Annotated in this window: 16 protein-coding genes and 3 tRNA genes; 6 read left to right on the forward strand and 13 right to left on the reverse strand. The window is 45.6% G+C overall.

Translation table 11 applies throughout. The annotated features are described in order from the left end of the window. The first annotated feature begins 155 nt into the window (after positions 1-155). The 4 genes from SP90_RS14500 (at position 156) to rsgA (ending at position 6,590) form a co-directional block, all read left to right on the forward strand. A complete protein-coding gene (locus SP90_RS14500) occupies positions 156-2,417 on the forward strand; it encodes a PAS domain S-box protein (protein ID WP_066857867.1) in 2,262 nt (753 codons plus the stop codon). A gap of 118 nt (positions 2,418-2,535) precedes the next feature. Continuing rightward, positions 2,536-3,696, forward strand: coding sequence for an ATP-binding response regulator (locus SP90_RS14505; RefSeq protein ID WP_066857870.1), 1,161 nt, complete (start codon positions 2,536-2,538; stop codon positions 3,694-3,696). 304 nt (positions 3,697-4,000) lie between these two features. After that, on the forward strand, positions 4,001-4,603 hold the full coding sequence (locus SP90_RS14510; protein ID WP_066857873.1) for a hypothetical protein: 603 nt from the start codon (positions 4,001-4,003) through the stop codon (positions 4,601-4,603). Between the two features lie 856 nt (positions 4,604-5,459). Further along, the gene (gene rsgA, locus SP90_RS14515) at positions 5,460-6,590 is read left to right on the forward strand and encodes a ribosome small subunit-dependent GTPase A (protein ID WP_066857876.1); all 1,131 of its coding nucleotides are present in this window, start codon (positions 5,460-5,462) and stop codon (positions 6,588-6,590) included. Positions 6,591-6,806: 216 nt separating this feature from the next. On the opposite strand, the gene SP90_RS14520 is transcribed toward rsgA, so the two are convergent. From SP90_RS14520 to SP90_RS14570, 11 genes are all read right to left on the reverse strand, one after another. Beyond that, positions 6,807-8,756, reverse strand: coding sequence for a response regulator (locus SP90_RS14520; protein ID WP_066857880.1), 1,950 nt, complete (start codon positions 8,754-8,756; stop codon positions 6,807-6,809). 172 nt (positions 8,757-8,928) lie between these two features. Continuing rightward, positions 8,929-9,297: a DVU0259 family response regulator domain-containing protein gene (divK, locus tag SP90_RS14525; RefSeq protein WP_066857881.1), complete on the reverse strand. Its 369-nt coding sequence runs from the start codon at positions 9,295-9,297 to the stop codon at positions 8,929-8,931. 26 nt (positions 9,298-9,323) lie between these two features. Further along, entirely contained in the window at positions 9,324-9,731 is a 408-nt protein-coding gene (locus SP90_RS14530) for a response regulator (protein ID WP_066857884.1), read from the reverse strand. Between the two features lie 26 nt (positions 9,732-9,757). Beyond that, positions 9,758-10,663 carry a universal stress protein gene (locus SP90_RS14535; RefSeq protein ID WP_066857887.1) on the reverse strand — a complete coding sequence of 302 codons (906 nt, stop codon included), beginning with the start codon at positions 10,661-10,663 and terminating at the stop codon, positions 9,758-9,760. Between the two features lie 3 nt (positions 10,664-10,666). Next, complete coding sequence (locus tag SP90_RS14540) at positions 10,667-11,200, reverse strand: hypothetical protein (RefSeq protein ID WP_066857890.1); 534 nt, start codon at positions 11,198-11,200, stop codon at positions 10,667-10,669. Between the two features lie 21 nt (positions 11,201-11,221). After that, positions 11,222-11,617: an acidic tetraheme cytochrome c3 TmcA gene (gene tmcA / locus SP90_RS14545; RefSeq protein ID WP_066857893.1), complete on the reverse strand. Its 396-nt coding sequence runs from the start codon at positions 11,615-11,617 to the stop codon at positions 11,222-11,224. A 12-nt stretch (positions 11,618-11,629) separates the two neighbouring features. Further along, entirely contained in the window at positions 11,630-12,943 is a 1,314-nt protein-coding gene (gene tmcB, locus SP90_RS14550; RefSeq protein WP_066857896.1) for an electron transfer complex ferredoxin TmcB, read from the reverse strand. Positions 12,944-12,960: 17 nt separating this feature from the next. Beyond that, a complete protein-coding gene (gene tmcC, locus SP90_RS14555; RefSeq protein WP_066857899.1) occupies positions 12,961-13,617 on the reverse strand; it encodes a TmcC family electron transfer complex membrane anchor subunit in 657 nt (218 codons plus the stop codon). Between the two features lie 18 nt (positions 13,618-13,635). Continuing rightward, positions 13,636-14,889, reverse strand: coding sequence for an electron transfer complex subunit TmcD (gene tmcD, locus SP90_RS14560; RefSeq protein ID WP_066857903.1), 1,254 nt, complete (start codon positions 14,887-14,889; stop codon positions 13,636-13,638). 673 nt (positions 14,890-15,562) lie between these two features. After that, on the reverse strand, positions 15,563-15,757 hold the full coding sequence (locus SP90_RS14565; protein ID WP_066857906.1) for a hypothetical protein: 195 nt from the start codon (positions 15,755-15,757) through the stop codon (positions 15,563-15,565). 192 nt (positions 15,758-15,949) lie between these two features. Continuing rightward, a tRNA-Tyr gene (locus SP90_RS14570) sits at positions 15,950-16,035 on the reverse strand. Positions 16,036-16,430: 395 nt separating this feature from the next. Here SP90_RS14570 and SP90_RS14575 point away from each other — a divergent pair. Next, positions 16,431-16,640, forward strand: coding sequence for a hypothetical protein (locus tag SP90_RS14575; protein ID WP_066857909.1), 210 nt, complete (start codon positions 16,431-16,433; stop codon positions 16,638-16,640). Positions 16,641-16,648: 8 nt separating this feature from the next. Further along, positions 16,649-16,873 carry a hypothetical protein gene (locus SP90_RS14580; protein WP_066857912.1) on the forward strand — a complete coding sequence of 75 codons (225 nt, stop codon included), beginning with the start codon at positions 16,649-16,651 and terminating at the stop codon, positions 16,871-16,873. 278 nt (positions 16,874-17,151) lie between these two features. Here the strand turns inward: SP90_RS14580 and SP90_RS14585 are convergent. Beyond that, positions 17,152-17,237: transfer RNA gene (locus SP90_RS14585), tRNA-Tyr, on the reverse strand. Positions 17,238-17,241: 4 nt separating this feature from the next. Then, a tRNA-Thr gene (locus SP90_RS14590) sits at positions 17,242-17,317 on the reverse strand. Positions 17,318-17,338: the final 21 nt, after the last annotated feature.

Here is a 17,338-nt window from a genome sequence, read left to right on the forward strand (position 1 = left end):
TTCAGTCAGTAAGCATGAACCGAATTATACAGGATGAGTTAGCCCCCTGTTTTCATTGCACGGTTATTGAGTACTGTAGTAACAAAGAACGAATGAATGCGTTAATTTCATAGTGGTAACTGGCATGTGTGTGCGGCTTTATACGGGAGTTGAGCATGTATTTTTGGCTTTCGCGTTTTCGTAATTCGCTGGCTGTAAAGGTTCTTCTGCTAATCGCGCTTGTATTGATTCTCTGTCTTGGCCTGCATTCATGGGGTACAATGCACTATCTCAACAAGCATACTGCGTCTAAGCTTTCGATAGAGGCTGATAGACTCAGTAAAACGATATTGCTCTCTGCCCGCTATGCAATGATGGCAAATGCCCGGAGCGAAATTAACCAGATTGTTTCTGACATTGCAAAACATCCGGATATCACCTCTGTGCGTATTTACGATAAACAGGGTGTTATCCGGTTTTCTAATATGCATAGCGAAGTGGGGACGAAGGTTGCCAAAGATGCTCCTCCCTGTCTTGCCTGTCACGCTGTAAACCCGCCTCGTGTGTTTCTTGGGCTGGAGCAGCGGACGCGTAGGATTGTGAAAGACGATACGGTATTGCTTGGTTCAATTGCCCCTATAATGAATGAAGCAAGTTGCTCTACAGCACCGTGCCATGCCCACAATGCAGAACATCAGGTGTTGGGTGAGTTAGAGCTTATATTGCATACAGATCAGGCTGCTCTTGGACTTGCTGCGGTGCAGAGTAAGCTACTTACGCTCACCGGATTAATTTATGTCCTTTCGGTTTCACTTCTTGTTTTTGGGATACGCAGGTATCTGACCAGCCCTATCAAAAAGCTTATCAGATCAACAAAGCGCATCAGTGAAGGAAAGTCATCCGGGTTAGATACAGTTAACCGTACGGACGAGCTAGGGCATCTCGTTGATTCTATTGTGGCTATGGAACAGGCCATTGCCCAGAAGCAGGAAGAGGTCGATAAAAAGCGTCAGGAGTATCAGGATCTGTTTGAACAAGTTCCTTGCAGTATAACGGTCCAAGACGCAAATATGCGTATTCTGAAGTACAATAAGGAGTTTGCCGAACGTTTTCATCCTGAACCCGGGGCGTTTTGCTATGAAGCATATAAGGGGTTGTCAGAAAAGTGCCCTAATTGTCCGTTGGATAAAACGTTTCAAACTGGCAGGCCATATTGTTCAGAAGAGAGCGGAATTAATCCTGATGGCACCGAAGCGCATTGGATTGTCCATGTCAGCCCAGTCTTTGACGATAAAGGTGAAGTTGTTGCTGCAATGGAGATGGGGATTGATATCTCCGATAGAAGACGTATGGAAGAGAAGCTTCTTTCTTCTGAAGCGAAATACCATGCTATCTTTAACCATATTCCGAATGCCGTGTTTGTTTTGGATATGGAAGAGTATACCATCATCGATTGTAATGAGATGGCTGAACGAAGCTATGGGTATAGCTCAGGAGAGATGCAGCAAGCTTCGTTTATCCAATTGTTTCCTGAAGAGGAGCAGGAGAAAGCACGTTCCTATTTGAAGGCATTTACAGCGTTAAACCGCGTGCGACAGAAGAGAAAAGATGAAAGTATGTTTTACATGGATTTTCGGCTGTCTCCTGCTGTGTATAATGATCGAAATGTACTGTTAGTTTCAGCTACAGACGTAACGGATCGGCTTGAAACTGAGCAGAAGCTAATTCAGGCAGGTAAAATGGCTACGCTTGGCGAGATGGCAACAGGGGTTGCCCATGAGCTTAATCAGCCGCTGACGGTGATTAAAGCAGCAAGCGGGTTTATTATGCGCAAAATACGTCGTGATGAACCAATAGACTCTGATGTTCTTAATACAATGGCAGAAGAGATTGATTCGCATGTCGATAGGGCAAGCCAGATTATTGACCATATGCGCGCATTTGGCAGGCAGTCTGATCATGCTCTGGAGCGGGTTGGCGTTAACAGGGTAATAAAAAGTTCTGTGGCGATGTTTATCTCTCAGCTTACGTTGCGGGGAATACGTGTGCAGCAGAATTTTGAAGAAAATCTTCCGGAAATTCTTGGCGTATCAAACAGGTTAGAGCAGGTATTTATTAATTTACTGCTTAATGCGCGGGATGCCATAGAAGAAGCAGAAGTGGAAAATCCAAGTCAGGATAAGATCATAACATTGACAACGTATTCAACTCCGCGTGCTGTTGTTGCTGTGGTGGAAGATACTGGTACCGGTGTGCCTCAGCGGTTGTTGGACAAGATATTTGAACCGTTTTTTACCACTAAAGAAGTTGGAAAAGGCACAGGCTTGGGGCTTTCTATTACGTACGGGCTGATTAAAGATTTTGGCGGAACAATCAGGATTCAAAATAAGGAAGAAGGCGGGGCACGCTTTACGCTGACATTCCCTAGAAGTCAGTAGGCGCGAGTATGAAACTTTCTGCCAGCATGATAAACGGAGCAGAAAAAAGTTCGTATACCGTCATGCCTCTGATTGATCCGAATGCCTATGGAACAAAGCAGCCGGAGGCGCAGCATAAATGAGTATTGCATCAAGATCATCTGTACTTCTTGTAGATGATGAAAAAGGCATCACGGTTGTCCTTGGAGCCTATATTACTGATTTGGGGTATGTGATTGATGTAGCCCATAGTGGTGAAGAAGCATTAGAAAAACTTCAGCAGAAAGCCTATGAAGTGGTTGTAACTGACGTTCGCATGCCCGGGATGGATGGCGTTGCTTTGCTGAAAGAGATTCGTAAACATTGGCCGGAAACCGGTGTTGTTATCACGACGGGACATGCGGATGTGTCTGTTGCGGTAGACTGCTTGCGTCTTGGGGCAACGGATTTCATTACGAAGCCAGTGAATGTAGAGCTGCTTGAATTTGCGCTGCGGCGGGCTGTTGAGCGCGTCATTATGCGTAGGCAGCTAGTCGAACATACGATTCATCTTGAATTTCTGGTCGAACAGAGAACCAAGGAGCTTGTTCAGGCAGAGCGGTTTGCTGTGATGGGAGAGACCGTTGCTGGATTGGCTCACGCTATTAAGAATATTGCCGGCGGACTGGAAGGCGCATTGTTTGTGCTTGAAAAAGGGTTAGAGCTTGATCGTAAAGACTACCTTGAGCAAGGCTGGGGGATGGTTAAGCGGGATGTGACTCGGGTTCGCGATCTGACAATGAACCTGCTCCAACTTTCGCGACCGCTGTCATTACGGCCATCCAAGCTAGATCCCGGTCTTCCGTTGTCTGAAGTTGCTGAATTGTTATCCGCACGAATGCGCGATGCAGGAGGGAAAATTATCCACGAGAATATGCCTCAACCTGTTGCATTGCTGGATGAGCAGGCAGTACATACGTGTTTAATGAATCTGGCAACCAATGCAGTTGAAGCCGTAGAGGAAGCAGTTCAGTCAGGTCGTAGAGAGTTTGGCGACGGTAAAGTCATGTTGCACACAGAATGTGATGAACAGTATGTTCGATACTTGGTTGAAGACAATGGGCGCGGGCTCTCGTCTGAATTGTTTGAGCAGCTGGAAGAGGGATTGGTAACAACTAAAGACAGAGGGTCTGGTTTCGGGCTTATGGCTACCCGTAAAGCTGTTCGTGAGATGGGTGGAGAGCTTATTTTAGAGAACGGTATAGAAGGTGGTGTCCGTGCAATCTTGTTATTGCCCTTTGTACCAGTAGGTAATTTGTAGCTGAAGTAAACTGCGCGAATGAATATACTAAAGAGTGAGGTTGTTATCTTGCTCTTTTTTTATTGAGGATGAAATTTTGCGAAACTGAAAAAAATTTGCTGGCTTTACTATAAAAAATGGAAACAGTTCTTCAATTATGGATTAAAAATTCTCTTAGGTGAATGCTGTGTTGAACGATTATTCTCATGTAACCATATACTATCATATGTTTTTATTTTAGATTTACGTTGCTGATGACTATAAAATAAGCTAGTTATCTGCCGATTAGAGAGTAGGACTAAAGGAGATACATGCGAGGTTCATAATGATTGTTCCTACATCACATGCAGTAAGAGTCTTTGATGTGCCATCCTCTGTAGCACAAGGCCAACGTAATAGTAGCCAGAGTTCTGAGGTGGAGAAAACGTTACAGGGTAACGATGCAGCTCAGCCCGTTATAGCTGATGTTGTAGAGTTTTCTGATGACTTTCAATCTTTGACGGCAGGTTCAGTTGTAGATGTCCAATTCAATGTGAATAAGCATGCGGGAATCATGGATGCATCCGGTCAAGGGGCAAGTCCAGTTGCAGTAAACGAGAGCTATTCTGAAGCGCGCATGTATTCTATGCCGAAGCTTCCTACTGTAGAAGAAGTTCGTGCAGTAATTATGCGTAAAATGGCTCGCGCAACTGATGCAGCATACTTAGGCGGCAATCAACAGTCCGGTGCAATTCAGCACGCCGCAGTTGTTGCGCAAATGGGTATTGCCACTCCGCAAGCGCCTCTCGATGTGCACACAATGCAGAGCGTTCAGTCTGCAACGTCCGTGCAGGTCGGCCCGCGTGTCTCTGGGTATTCAGGGTACAAACCTATGAGTTCCAGAGCTGTTTCATCTGCTGCCCAGTCGAATCTTCGTGTAAGGGCATAGGACATTTGATGTATTTTTTATGTACTGGCATTATTATCTTTATTGAATGAGAAAAATGGATTAGTACTAAAATTAATCGCTTTATCTAAGAAATAAAGCTACATCCAAAGTGTTCGGCTAGCTCCTTTTGAAGAGATTCCGCTATCAAGATGGTTTAACCAATAGTGATAGCGGAATTTTTTTGTGCAAAAGACAAAAAGTACAATATAGGTTTTGTTTTTTATTCTGCAAAAGCAGGTTGTTAGTGTCTTTTGCTATGCCATGTTTATGTTTATAAACAAAGTTGGATTAATAACATTATTTCAACATGCCAATAGAGGACGCAAGAATTGCGCGCATGCTTGATCTGCTGTTTGTAGCTGCATTGAGTGTGGAATGTGTTGCGGCGGATGGCGTTGACTCTTAAGAGTTTGAGTTGTAAAGGGAAGTATACCTATATATCTAAGGAGTTTTTTTGAACAAAGTTAGAAAAGATGATGTGCTGTTGGTTGCCGATGTGAGGGTTGACCATTAATACATCACTGTAGTGTTTTATTCTGAATAAAACACGTTGCTCTGCCCTAGTTGCAGTGCTGTGATATCTTCCGACATACGTCAGGACAGAAGTCGTCCTGATTTCTGTGTCTTTGGTTGTGCCCTCTGTCTGCAACCACTTTCCGCGAACTACTGTTTTATGCGGGGTCTTTTTTTGCGCAAGTCGTATTAAGATCCCATCCCAATATCATGCTGCGTTGTCTGTTCAGGTGTGCCTGATGGTTACGTGTGTCTTATGGCTATACCTTTGGATAGCAGGAAGGATACAAGCACAATAGAGACCTGCATGCAGATGTAGCAGTGTATCGTATGAGTAAAAATAATGAAAAGTTCAAAAGAAAGTATCACAGAGAAGTCTTCAAGGTTTAATAAATTAATGTCCTATGGTTGGGAGCCTTTTTTTCAAGATCAGGTAACGTTAATTGAGGAAGAAGAGCCAACTATAGGCAGGGTTGTCGGAGTTCGTAAAAATAGTTTTCTTGTAACCGACGGAAATACGGAAATACTCGCGACAGTATCTGGAAAAATGTTGCACATGGCAGATGGGCTTTTTCCAGCTGCGGGTGACTGGGTAATGCTATACGAGTCAATGATCACGCGGGTTCTTTTAAGAAAAAATATTCTCTCCCGCGGTGCTTCCGGAGGGCGGGGTAAGCTTGATGCTGCTGCGTATAAGCAACAGGTAATTGCTGCTAATCTGGATACAGTCTTCATCGTTTGCGGATTGGATCAGGATTTTAATCTGCGGCGTATAGAGCGCTATGTCACCCTTGTATATAACTGCGGAGCGCAGCCTGTAATCGTACTCACTAAAGCTGACTTGCATGATTCCCCAGCGCATATAGTGTGTGAGGTGGAGAGTATTGTATTTGGTGTCCCTGTGCATGTGGTATCTGCTCAGGAGTCCACAGGAATAGTGAGTCTTGGTCAGTATGTTGCTGACGGGAAAACAATTGCTATGCTTGGTTCATCTGGTGCCGGAAAATCCACACTGTTGAACAGGCTAGCAGGGGGAGAGGTGCAGCGTACCGGTGCAGTAAGTTCTGCTGTAGGTAAAGGAAGACATACAACCACAACGCGCGACCTTATTGTACTTCCGCAGGGCGGTATGGTTATAGATAACCCTGGAGTTCGCGAAATTGCATTTTGGGACTCTGGTGATGGACTGAGTGATGTTTTTCCTGAAATTGAACGTTTCGCGCAAGAGTGCCGTTTCGGGGATTGTACTCATCTTGCTGAGCCGGGGTGTCGAGTGCTTGATGCAGTAGCAACAGGCGAACTGCAAGCGTCGCGGCTTGATAGTTACCACAAGATGAAACGTGAGCTTGAGTATCAGGAACTCCGCCATAATACGAGTGCGGACAGGGCAGAGAAAGAGCGCTGGAAAGATGTAAGCTTGAAAGTTAAGGCGATAAAGAAAGCCAGACGATACCCAGCCAGAAAGCTCTTGTAGCAGAACACGATACGTTGAAATAAAATAAATGAAGGGATGGTGCGGCATATGTGCATCATCCCTTTTTAGCTATGTATTGGGCTGCTCTGACAAGGCGGTGCGGGCTACACCGCCTGAGCATATTTTTGCCAATGTCAGAGTATGTGGGCTATGACGCAGGTGTCATATTAGAGAGAATTTGTTGTTCAGGAATACCAATGCATAGCTTTGCTGTTGTTAGCTGGTAGTGTCGGATAATTCTTTTTTCAGGTGTTCAGGGAGTTCGGCATGCAGACGTATTGAGAAAGTGCTGCCTTCTCCTTTTTCAGATGACACAGATATAGTGCCTCCATGCTGTTGCACTGTCTGGTTGGCAACAAATAACCCGATACCTGTACCAGCCGGCCCTTTGGATGAAAAAAAGAGTGTAAACAGTTTTTCCCGTGTTTCCTGCGACATGCCGGAGCCATTGTCAGTAATGGTAAAGTCGACGGTTTTACCGTCTGTACAGACGACAAATTCAACACAGTATTCCGCTGTTGAGCGTGAAGCCTCGCAGGATTCAACTGCATTTTCCAGAATATTAACCAGTGCGGAAGACAGCCCGCCATAATCTGCTTCAAGGGTGCCGTCTTCCGGCGTGATACAGTTAAAAGTGACCCCTTTTGATTCTGCTTTCGGGCGGATAATGCTTTCTATTTCACGTACAAAGTTGGGAAGGAGGATTACTTCCCAGTTCAGGGAACGTTCTTTAGCATAATGCAGAATGTCCAGCACCATTTTACGTAGACGGTCTATGAGATGAGAAAGGTCGTTAAAACTGTCCAGAACGCGCTCTGGTTTATCCATTTTAATGCCAGTACCGAGACGGTAGATGCCACCATCCAGAGCTGTGAGCAGACCTTTAATGCCATGTGCTGTGGAGCCCAGCAGTAACCCCAGAGTGGAAAGCCTGTCCTGTAGTGCTCGCAATTGAGTGATGTCGGTCGACATCTCCATAACTTCCGCAATGTTTCCTTCTACATCACAGATAGGAGCAGTCCAGATCAACACATTGCGCTGTTCACCGTTACGGGTAGTAATGACTGTTTCATATTGATGAGTTTTTCCATCTTCAAATGTCTTCATTACAGGGCATCGGGTGCATGGAGTATCCCTGTGGGCATAGAGTTGATGGCAGCTTTTCCCAAGAGAGCTTCCAAAGTCTTCTCGAAAACGCCTGTTGTTTGCAATAATCTGTAAATCTTTATTTTGCACACTGATATAGCACGGAGATTCTTCAAACAACTGTTGGTAGCGGTGGCGGGTGATCCGAAGCTCTTCTTGCATACTCTGAACTTCAGTCATGTCTGCTGCTAATTCAAGTACCAGTTCAATAGTACCGTCATTATCCAGAATGGGGACAGCATTTACTTGAACCGGTAATTTGCTCCCGTTTTTGTCCGTAATAAATTCTTGTGAGGATTGTGCATCTCCTGAAAGCAGGACGCGTTCGACTGGGGAGCTGTCAGGACGTTTCTCAGTGCTGTTTTTGTAAGCCCACCAGCTTGGTTTACCAACGGAAGGCCCTATTCGCTCAGTGAAAATCGGGTTTGCAGAGATGATTTCGCTCTGTGCATTATGCACAGAAACAAAGCATGGCAGTTGGTTGAACGTGGATGTGCCACCATCGATATGGCTTACAATTGTTCGCAGGCCGTCAGCAAATCCTTCAGCGATTTGTAAAGCAGCCAGTTGGCGTTCTTGTTCGACCAATTGAGTTGCCTGTTCATCAACAAGGCGTTCAAGGTCACAGGTGTACTGACTGAGTTGACGCCGCATCTCAATACGCTCGTGTGCACGATTGAGAGCTATTTCCAAGGCATCTTCATTAATCGGTTTGGTTATGAAGTCTGTTGCGCTGCGCTTGATGCTCTGGATAGCCAAATCCATATCACCATGGCCGGTAATCATGATGACTTCGGTATCGGGAGCCTGAAATTTAAATCTGTCCAGCAGATCAAGGCCGGATAAGCCGGGCATTTTAATGTCGGTAAGTACAATTTCTGGTTCGTACTTGTTGAACATCTCTATGCCTTCTTCACCACTGGCGGCTGTATAGACAGTGTATCCCAGATCCTTCAATGACAGACCCAGGATTTTTCGAATTCCTTCCTCATCATCCACAAGCAGAATTGTGTGCAACATGATTTCTCCAGCGGGTTGTTGAGAGGACTACCTTTCTTGATTCCGATCCATATTGCTTTGCTGATGTATAGTAAGACTCGGTTAAAGCTCATCACGTAAGAACGGCATAGGGAAGGACGGTTGAGGGAAACCCGATGGTAATGGGCTTCCCTCAGCAACCGGACAAGTATATTTACGCGTGTTCTTTTTCCACGAGCGAGCTTTTTATGATCTCAAGCAGCGCATTGGGGTCGAACGGTTTTTTTAATGAGGCTACAGCATTTTTGATAGCCAAGTGAATACCGGGGAGACCGCTGATAACAATAACCGGTGTATTTTCAAAACCCGGCTCCTTTACCATTTTGCGGTAGAAGCGAGGCCCCCATTCTTCAGGCATTTCCAGATCAAGTGTAACTAGATCTGGTTTTTCACGCTTAAGGACCTCAAGCCCTTCCGCACCGTTTGATGCAGAGCATGTTGCGTAGCCGTTATCAGTTAATATATCGATGAGATATTTTACAATATATGGATCGTCATCAATTACAAGGACTTTATGTGGCATTAGAGTCACTCCTTGGTCGTAGCAGGTTATTTGGAAACACTCAGTTTTAGTAGATCCTGAACTGTAGACAGTAGTTTTTCCGGACTTGGCGGTTTTTCTACATAGGCCTCAGGAGGCGGAAGTTCCGTTTCCGATATGCCTATCATGTTAAGTGCATGTGCAAAACCTTCGGGTGCCACAGCGGAAAGCATTACTACCGGTATCTCAGCCAGTTCCGGCGTTGTTCTTATTTTTCTGTACATGTTGATTCCGCCCCATTCGGGCATCATCACATCCAGTACGATTAATGATGGCTTATTGGCGCGCGCTTTATCGTATCCTTCACTGCCGTTACGGGCGCTTTCAACCCGCATGCCACTTGTTTCGAACAGCGTCTTCAAAAACAGCCTGAAACTGAGTTCATCATCTACTACAAGTACGCGCGGTGTGTTCATGTTTCACCTCTAACCGGCTGGTGTCTTTATGCACGTGACACACTGGCAACAGGACAGGCAGAGCGCACAACAACCTGTTCAATTGTGCTGCCGAGCTCTGCATCTTCTACAGGGACATCAGCAGTATGGTGTGCCATAATGATAAGGTCGGCCTGCTTTTCCCGTGCGAACTTGAGAATTTCAACGTACGGTGTGCCTTCCCATATTTCAACGTCATAGTTGTCATAGCTTGCCAGCTTGGATACATATCGTTCGTCAATTTTCTTTTGAGCTGATTCCAGCTGGCGTTCAATATCGCTCTGTGACGGGAATAGTCCCATTTTAGAGCTGGACATATCAAATGCATGGAAGATGTTGAGTTTTGCACCAATTTCTTCCGCAGTGGTTTTTGCGAACTCAAAAGCATTGTCTGCTGCAGGAGAAAAATCCGTGCAGTAAACAATGTTGGAGAAGAGCTTCCAGCAGGTTGTGCATGGACGGTTGACGATGAGTACCGGACACTTGGCAAGACGTGCCACCTTTTCCATGGTTCGTCCGACAATGGAGCGGGAGCGGGCAGATTCCGGATCGTCATCGCGGGTGTTTGCTCCCATGACAATAAGGTCGACATTTTCTTTACGGGCAAAGCGTAGGATTTCGGTAGCAGGTACACCTACACCGAGTTCCAGAGCGGTATTATCGTATTCTGCAAGTTGCGTTGCGTATGTTGTGGACAGTTCTTCCATCACCCAGTCACGGTAGTCGGCATCAACGGTTTCTTCTTCACCGGTGCGAAGATCAGTTACTGTTGTGCTGAATCCTCGTGAAGGGACACCAAGAACATGCAGAGTGTACAATTTAGCATTGTTTTTTTGTGCGAGATCAAAGGAAACCTTGGCTGCGTTATCGCAAGCCGGAGAAGCTGATGTAGCGAACAGAATTTTCTTAAACATATGCTACCTCCTGAGGCTGCATGTATGGGTTCCGCCCTGAAAACTCAGCTCCCAGGCGATACCCTCGATTACTTCAAAAAGAGAGAACGTGGTGTTGCAATAAAGCTCACTTGTTCTGTCTCCGAATATTACATGACGCATTTGGCCAAGCGAAAAAGGCATGTCCAGCAGGTTGTTGAGCCGGAAGAAACGCAGCTCGTGCCTGCCTGTATTGTTTATGCCGCGCACCAGAGTGTGGATGTTCATTTCCGGAGTACCGGGGGCACCTGTCATTTCAAGTTGTCTGTAAAGTTCAAGGTGCGAAAACTCCTCTGTAATGCATCCTGAAGCAGTGCAGGTCGCCGCATCATCTGAAGCTCCCTGCAAAAAAGGATTCAGGCGCAGTACTTCCGGATACGCGGAAAACATGGAGAAGAACGAGCGCAGCGTAACGTCTTTTTCAAGTACAAGTCTGGTGCTGAGAGTGCTGAGTATGTCCGCCACAACGGTGTTGTTCAGCTTCAGGGTACCATCTTGTGCCAGAGTGAGTTCTTCCATGCCGTCTTCTCCTGTTACATGCTATTTTTCCGGCACGTGGCAGGATTTACACTGCACCGGGCCTTTATTCTGGTTTTCATGACAGGTAATGCACTGCAGGTGGAACGCTCGTCTGAGCGGGGTTACACCGCGCTGCTTTTCAACAGAGTGACATTCGACACACGGAGTGCCGGAAGTGTCATCTTCCATGTCCATTTTTCCATTTTCGCCGCCGTGGTGACAGGCGATACAGTTTTCTTCCAGACCGGCCTTTTCATTATGCGGGTCATGGTCAAAGACTGCTGGAGCGTATTTGAACGGGGCAAGTTCAGGTACATTCATTCTGCCTTCGGGCATTCCTTCAGCAAATGCGGATGCTGCCGGAATAGTAAGCATGAAGGCAAAGATCAGCAGTATTGGTGTGAATACTTTGTTCATAGTGCTCTCCAGTTATTCCGGTTTTTCCATTAGCTCATAGATGAGATCGCCGAGGAATTTAAGTTCGATCCCCAGATCGTAATGGTGGATAATGTCCTCAAGACCGCCATGGCAGTTATGACATGGTGCGATACAGATTTTAGCGCCGGTTGCTTTTAGCTGGTTTGCTTTGGCAAGGTTTCCTTCCACGCGTACCTTTTTGAAAGGAGGGCCGCAGTTAATAACACCGCCACCTGCTGAACAGCAGAAGTTATGTTCGCGGTTCGGATACATTTCTACGATGTTATCGCACAGCTGATGGGCAACGTAGCGCAGTTTATCCATGAGTCCGTAACCTCGTATGATGTTGCACGGGTCATGGATAGTGACTGGTTCCTGAATCTTTCCGGTAAGCTTGATTTTACCCTGCTCAAAAAGTTCAGCAAAGAACTCAATGGAGTGTACGACAGGTACAGGGTAATCTTTGTAGCCCAGCCAGCGGTTCCCGTTATCGTAGATGGAACGGAATGCATGTCCGCACTCGCCCATGACAATACGGCTGACCTTCAGGTTCTGGGCAAGCTCATAATGCTGGCGTTTCAGGCGTCCCATCATTTCGAAGTCACCTGAGTACATACACATGTCGCTGTTGTCCCATCCCGGCATTGAAGGCATGGTCCAGTCGCATCCTGCCTGATTCATGATAGCTGCGGCCTGGTAAATAAGTTGCGTACGGAATTTAGGTTCAGGTGCAATAACAGAGTAATAGAAGTCAGCCCCTTCTTTATCCATTGGGATACGCAGTCCGGGAAATTCTTCCCGTGCTTCGTCTTCCTGCCAGAAAAGACTATCGATCCACTCATCATCTTTCACCCACATCTGGTTCATTGTTGCAGAGTGTGAATGCGCAGTATCCTGAATATACTGTGGGGTTACACCAAGCTTATGACAGAAGCGGCGGATAGTGGTCATGATGTAGGCAACATCAATACCTATAGGACAATAGTGAACACATCTGCGACACAGGTTGCATTCTGTGTATGCAATTTGTGCCATACCGTAGATGTCGTCTGGTGTGACCTTGCCGTTATCAGCAAGCAGCTTGCTCATAGTTTGGGAAACTTTTCCAACAGGAGCATAGGAAGGGTCGTTGCCGTGCGATACAAAGAAATGACAGGCTTCTGCACACATGCCGCAACGCATGCATGTTTCGGAAAAAGCCTTCAGTTTGGCACCGGTTTCATTGTTAATGAGAGCGTTGAATGTCTGCTGGATTTTATCAGTAGTAAGCTTGCTGACACCGTAGGCAAGACCTTCATCATCAATTTTTCTGTCTTGAATACTCATTAGTTCCTCCAGTACCGTTACCAGTCTTTACAGTGGCGTACACCGCCGAATTCAGATCCGATGTAGGCTCTGGTGAACAGGGCAAACAGGATGTGTGCAAGGCGTGTGAACGGGATGGCAACGATAAGAGCTTCTGCTGTGAGTACGTGCAGCAGAGGCATGATTTCTCCGCCCACTCCCCATGAACCAAGTAGGGCAGTAACAAGCGGGGCAGCAACAAGTCCGAGGCTTATCCAATCATTACTGCGTGTGACATAGCGAACAGTAACGTTGGTTACACGGCGGTAGACAAAGTAACAGCAGCAGGCAATCGTAATCAGCGTAAGCACATCAGCAGCTTCAGAGGATAAGGTGGGGTAGGTGATACCGAACGCATTTTCCAGAAGAATCTGATGAGGGGTTACAAAGATAACAAGAACAACAAAACAGATATGGAAGATAAACGTAACTGCGGTAAGAACCGGGTTTGTCTTCCAACCAAGCGAGTTGTAGGGGATAAGCCAGTTAACAATAGAGCGCAGGCTGAATTGCCAGCTCATATAGGCTACAGAAGACGCATCTTTCTGTTTAGCAAGGTTGTACATGGACCATAGGCGCCATACTGCGGTAACGGCCAGTATGATAAAGGCCGCCCATGCTAACGGACCTACAGCAAAATTATAGAGACTGTTCATAGCAAAATCTCCGGTCAGTTAGTTAGGCACATTGGCTACGACACGCAGGGCTTTGCCTTCGTGGACACCACGAATAAGAACTTTGCCGCCATCGTCGCTGAATATCGGGTCGAAACACATATCAAACTCGCCGCCAACGTTTTTACCGTTAACAAGTACAGAGTACTTTCCGTTTTTGCGTACCTTTGCTGCAACCGAGCTACTGTGCGGGCAAAACACCGGCTTCCACGCCATATCGTATGAACCGTTCCAAGTGGAACCGTTTACGCAAATTTGCCAATTTGTATTAAGGGTGTTTGCCAAAGCAGCGGCGCTGTTGCCATCGGGTGAAACAGCAAGATCTGTGATTACAGGAGAGCGCATTTTCCAAGGCACATCGTTTACTGCAACAGTGAACTTCCCATATTCAGGAGCAACGATAGCGAAGAGGTTCTCTCCGTCAGGGCTGAATTGCTGATGCCAGCAGTTAGCATATGTTGCTTTCCAAATAAGTTGACCGTCCTTAGCCAGCCCCCATTTGCCACCTTGGCGTACAGGAGCAACCACGTGTTTACCGTCCGGAGTAAACAACGGGTTCCATACTCCCTGATAGGTGTTGTCCCATAAGGTGTTGTCTACAATAATACTGTAGTCATAGAGAGTGAGTCGAACCTGTGCAGCAACGCGGTATGCATTGGCATCGAAAACAGGTGTCCACAAGTTCATGAGATGGGTATCCCATGCAATACCATCAACCGCGATAGAGAAGATGCCGTTACGGAATGTTTTCAGATCTGCTTGCCCCATAGGCGTGACCTGAACAACCGCAGCCGACTTTTTTCCATCGGGGCTTATCGCAAAGTTGTTGGCGTTTTCATAAAGGTTTTCCCAGATTGATCCGTTTACGGACATGCCATATTCCATATCCTGCTGTACTGCTGTCGCAATATTATTGCCGTCACAACTGAACAGCGGAGACCAGACAAATCCGTAGGTTTCTTCCCACGGTTTATCTGCAACTACCATAGTCCATTCTTCATCCTGCATTGCGTAGCAGCACAAATCACCATTGGCAGCATAGGTGAGTTCCCATAATTTTTCGAATGTGTTTTCAGAAACATCGTCATTCGTCCGTATTGAGAACTCAGCATCATCGAGGCAAACGATGGCGGAAGCTTTCTCCCCGTCTGGGGACATCACAATTTCTTCCTGCCATGTGTGGTCACTTTTGGGTGTCATGTCCGCAATTGTGCGTTGACCGACCTCCCAATTCCACGTTTCGGTTTTATACATGCTGGCCTCCTTGGCCATCCAAGGGTTAACAGACGCTCCTTTTGTCGGCACACACGGCAAAAGGGGAAAATATAGTTGCATACTATTTTTTCCTATTTCTTTAGTAAGGTAGCATAACTGTATAAAAAACCAGTTAAAAAAGTGAAATTAATACGTAACAAGCACGGTGGGAAATAAAAAACAAGAATGATGTGTTTTATTTTTGTCTTAAAAACAGGATGTTACAGACTTGATTATAGCTGTTATAACTATACTGTCTAGGTATGTAACTTTTTATGGAGATAAAACTACATGTTGGTTTGGCACTAATAAAGAAAAGTAGAGTGAGATAGTGTGGAATTATTTGCAGATGATACTTTGAAAAACAAAATAAAATATACTGATACTCATATGAATAATGCAGCAATGCTTAGCTGCATAAAATATACGGCTGAATAATATTATACAAAATTAGTCTGGAATGTGTTTGAGGCAACATTATCGTTATCTGTGCGGTGTATGGGAGAGAAGAGTAATGTTAAAATATATAGCTGGTTAATCATAGATGCATGAAAAACTGTCTACAGTGCCGGTAGGAATTAAGGCTGAAGATAATTATCGGTGGGATAAGCCTGTTGGCAATGGGAAAAAGAAAAAGCTCAGGTACGTATATAATGATACGTACCCTGAACTTTTATTTTTGTGGTAGCGTCTGACTAGAAGGAATAAGCAGACAATACCCTTCACACCATGCCATGCATAGTTCTGCCATGCATTTTCCGTGATCAGAACTTTCATCTTTGAATCTGAAGGCAAAATCAGCATTATTCAGCTGGAAAGGACAGATGAGTCTTTTTGCCTCTTCAGAAGTGCGTTTAGGTTGTTGCATACTAATCCTCCATTTTCTTTCATATCACATGTGGGGCTTGATTATTATTATAAAAGTATGACAGAGTGTTAGATAGTTTGGAGATCATATTATTTTTAAAATAGAATGAAAGCACAGTCAGTATGACGGGAGGTTGGCAACAGGCATAAAAAAAGCGGTTAGTTTGTGAAAAACTAACCGCAACGTGTTCCATGGTGGTGGGGGGAGGATTTGAACCTCCGAAGGCGTACGCCGACAGATTTACAGTCTGTTCCCTTTGGCCACTCGGGAACCCCACCATATATGGTCTGCTAAGAATTCGTGTTCCTTGGCAACGAGAGAGGGTTCTACGCACGAGTCGTTGTTTTGGCAAGTGAAAAAATTGTTTTTCACTGTTTTAAGTTGATGGGTAACCTATGTTTACAACAGAAAAAAACGAAAAAAGCAAAATAATGTTTGCAAATTGTAGAAAGAAACTTTAGCCAACTCGTTAGAATTTTTCGTTATGTGACCTAGGTCAAGTTAATGAGAGATGAGAAGTTATACCCAATAAGCAACGCTTTCGCATTGGTTCTATACATATTCTGCCGTGCCCGCAGAGAATCTGGAGTTCGCCAATTCCGTTTGATGCAACCCTACAGCATGGCCTGGAATTTTGAATCAGTCGAAGAAAAATCCAGTCACGGAGGGGACAATGTCTAAAGCAACACAAAAGACCGAACCCAAGACAAGATATTTTTCGGATAATTTATTTAGTTTAATGGCTGAGTTGGCAGAAGAAATTGAAGCTTTGCCGACAGGTTTACAAAAAAGATTAAACGGGGTGGCTGACCAGCTTCTTAGCGAAGTCTACAGTCAGGCCAAGTTTGAGCGTTCTGTACCAGTTACGCTCAGGCCTCAATAGGGGACGTAATGAAATCGACCAGTTCCGTACCGGTGGGGACTCCTGAGGGACCTATCTCCGGCGCGTTACACAGCTATTTAATTGAAATGGCTGCACACATGCAGACATTGCCACAGGAATCCTTTGAAGTAGCAAGTATGGCGCTCAAAGGAGCTTTGGCAGAAGTAGCTCGTGTAGAAGAGCTCGAAAGTAAAATCACAGGTGATTGGGCTTACGAGCAGCAAAACTGTTGAGTCCATCCGGCTTGGGGAGTCGGAATGACAAGAGAGTAAACGCGGAAATCTAGACATGAGTTATGAGAATACACTTGCAAGGCCAGTCCATCGGGGCTGGCTTTGCTTTTGGTAAGCATCTTTAGCGGATGCTCATAAAAAACGAGAGAAGCTGAGGCATTGCCTTGAGCTTCTTTTTTTATTTGTTGCAATGTGAGTTGCGGCGGGTACTGACAGGAAGTTTGAGAAGGAGATACGTAGATACAAAAAAAGCCAGCTTAACGCTGGCTTAAAATTCGTGGTGGTGGGGGGAGGATTTGAACCTCCGAAGGCGTACGCCGACAGATTTACAGTCTGTTCCCTTTGGCCACTCGGGAACCCCACCTGACTGGAGCTGGCGATGGGACTTGAACCCGCAACCTGCTGATTACAAATCAGCTGCTCTACCAATTGAGCTACGCCAGCAACGAGAAGAGTGTTTATATA

It is taken from the genome of Halodesulfovibrio spirochaetisodalis, from assembly GCF_001672295.1.
GTDB lineage: Bacteria > Desulfobacterota > Desulfovibrionia > Desulfovibrionales > Desulfovibrionaceae > Halodesulfovibrio > Halodesulfovibrio spirochaetisodalis.

Excerpts from the sequence above, each read along its gene's own strand:
- SP90_RS14540 (WP_066857890.1), bottom strand. The coding sequence starts at position 11,200 with ATGGAAGAACTCACTCTGGCACAAGATGGTACCCTGAAGCTGAACAAC.
- tmcC (WP_066857899.1), bottom strand. The coding sequence starts at position 13,617 with ATGAACAGTCTCTATAATTTTGCTGTAGGTCCGTTAGCATGGGCGGCC.
- SP90_RS14510 (WP_066857873.1), top strand. The coding sequence starts at position 4,001 with ATGATTGTTCCTACATCACATGCAGTAAGAGTCTTTGATGTGCCATCC.
- SP90_RS14530 (WP_066857884.1), bottom strand. The coding sequence starts at position 9,731 with ATGAACACACCGCGCGTACTTGTAGTAGATGATGAACTCAGTTTCAGG.
- rsgA (WP_066857876.1), top strand. The coding sequence starts at position 5,460 with ATGAAAAGTTCAAAAGAAAGTATCACAGAGAAGTCTTCAAGGTTTAAT.
- tmcA (WP_066857893.1), bottom strand. The coding sequence starts at position 11,617 with ATGAACAAAGTATTCACACCAATACTGCTGATCTTTGCCTTCATGCTT.
- divK (WP_066857881.1), bottom strand. The coding sequence starts at position 9,297 with ATGCCACATAAAGTCCTTGTAATTGATGACGATCCATATATTGTAAAA.
- tmcB (WP_066857896.1), bottom strand. The coding sequence starts at position 12,943 with ATGAGTATTCAAGACAGAAAAATTGATGATGAAGGTCTTGCCTACGGT.
- SP90_RS14565 (WP_066857906.1), bottom strand. The coding sequence starts at position 15,757 with ATGCAACAACCTAAACGCACTTCTGAAGAGGCAAAAAGACTCATCTGT.
- SP90_RS14580 (WP_066857912.1), top strand. The coding sequence starts at position 16,649 with ATGAAATCGACCAGTTCCGTACCGGTGGGGACTCCTGAGGGACCTATC.
- SP90_RS14575 (WP_066857909.1), top strand. The coding sequence starts at position 16,431 with ATGTCTAAAGCAACACAAAAGACCGAACCCAAGACAAGATATTTTTCG.
- SP90_RS14500 (WP_066857867.1), top strand. The coding sequence starts at position 156 with ATGTATTTTTGGCTTTCGCGTTTTCGTAATTCGCTGGCTGTAAAGGTT.
- SP90_RS14520 (WP_066857880.1), bottom strand. The coding sequence starts at position 8,756 with ATGTTGCACACAATTCTGCTTGTGGATGATGAGGAAGGAATTCGAAAA.
- tmcD (WP_066857903.1), bottom strand. The coding sequence starts at position 14,889 with ATGTATAAAACCGAAACGTGGAATTGGGAGGTCGGTCAACGCACAATT.
- SP90_RS14535 (WP_066857887.1), bottom strand. The coding sequence starts at position 10,663 with ATGTTTAAGAAAATTCTGTTCGCTACATCAGCTTCTCCGGCTTGCGAT.
- SP90_RS14505 (WP_066857870.1), top strand. The coding sequence starts at position 2,536 with ATGAGTATTGCATCAAGATCATCTGTACTTCTTGTAGATGATGAAAAA.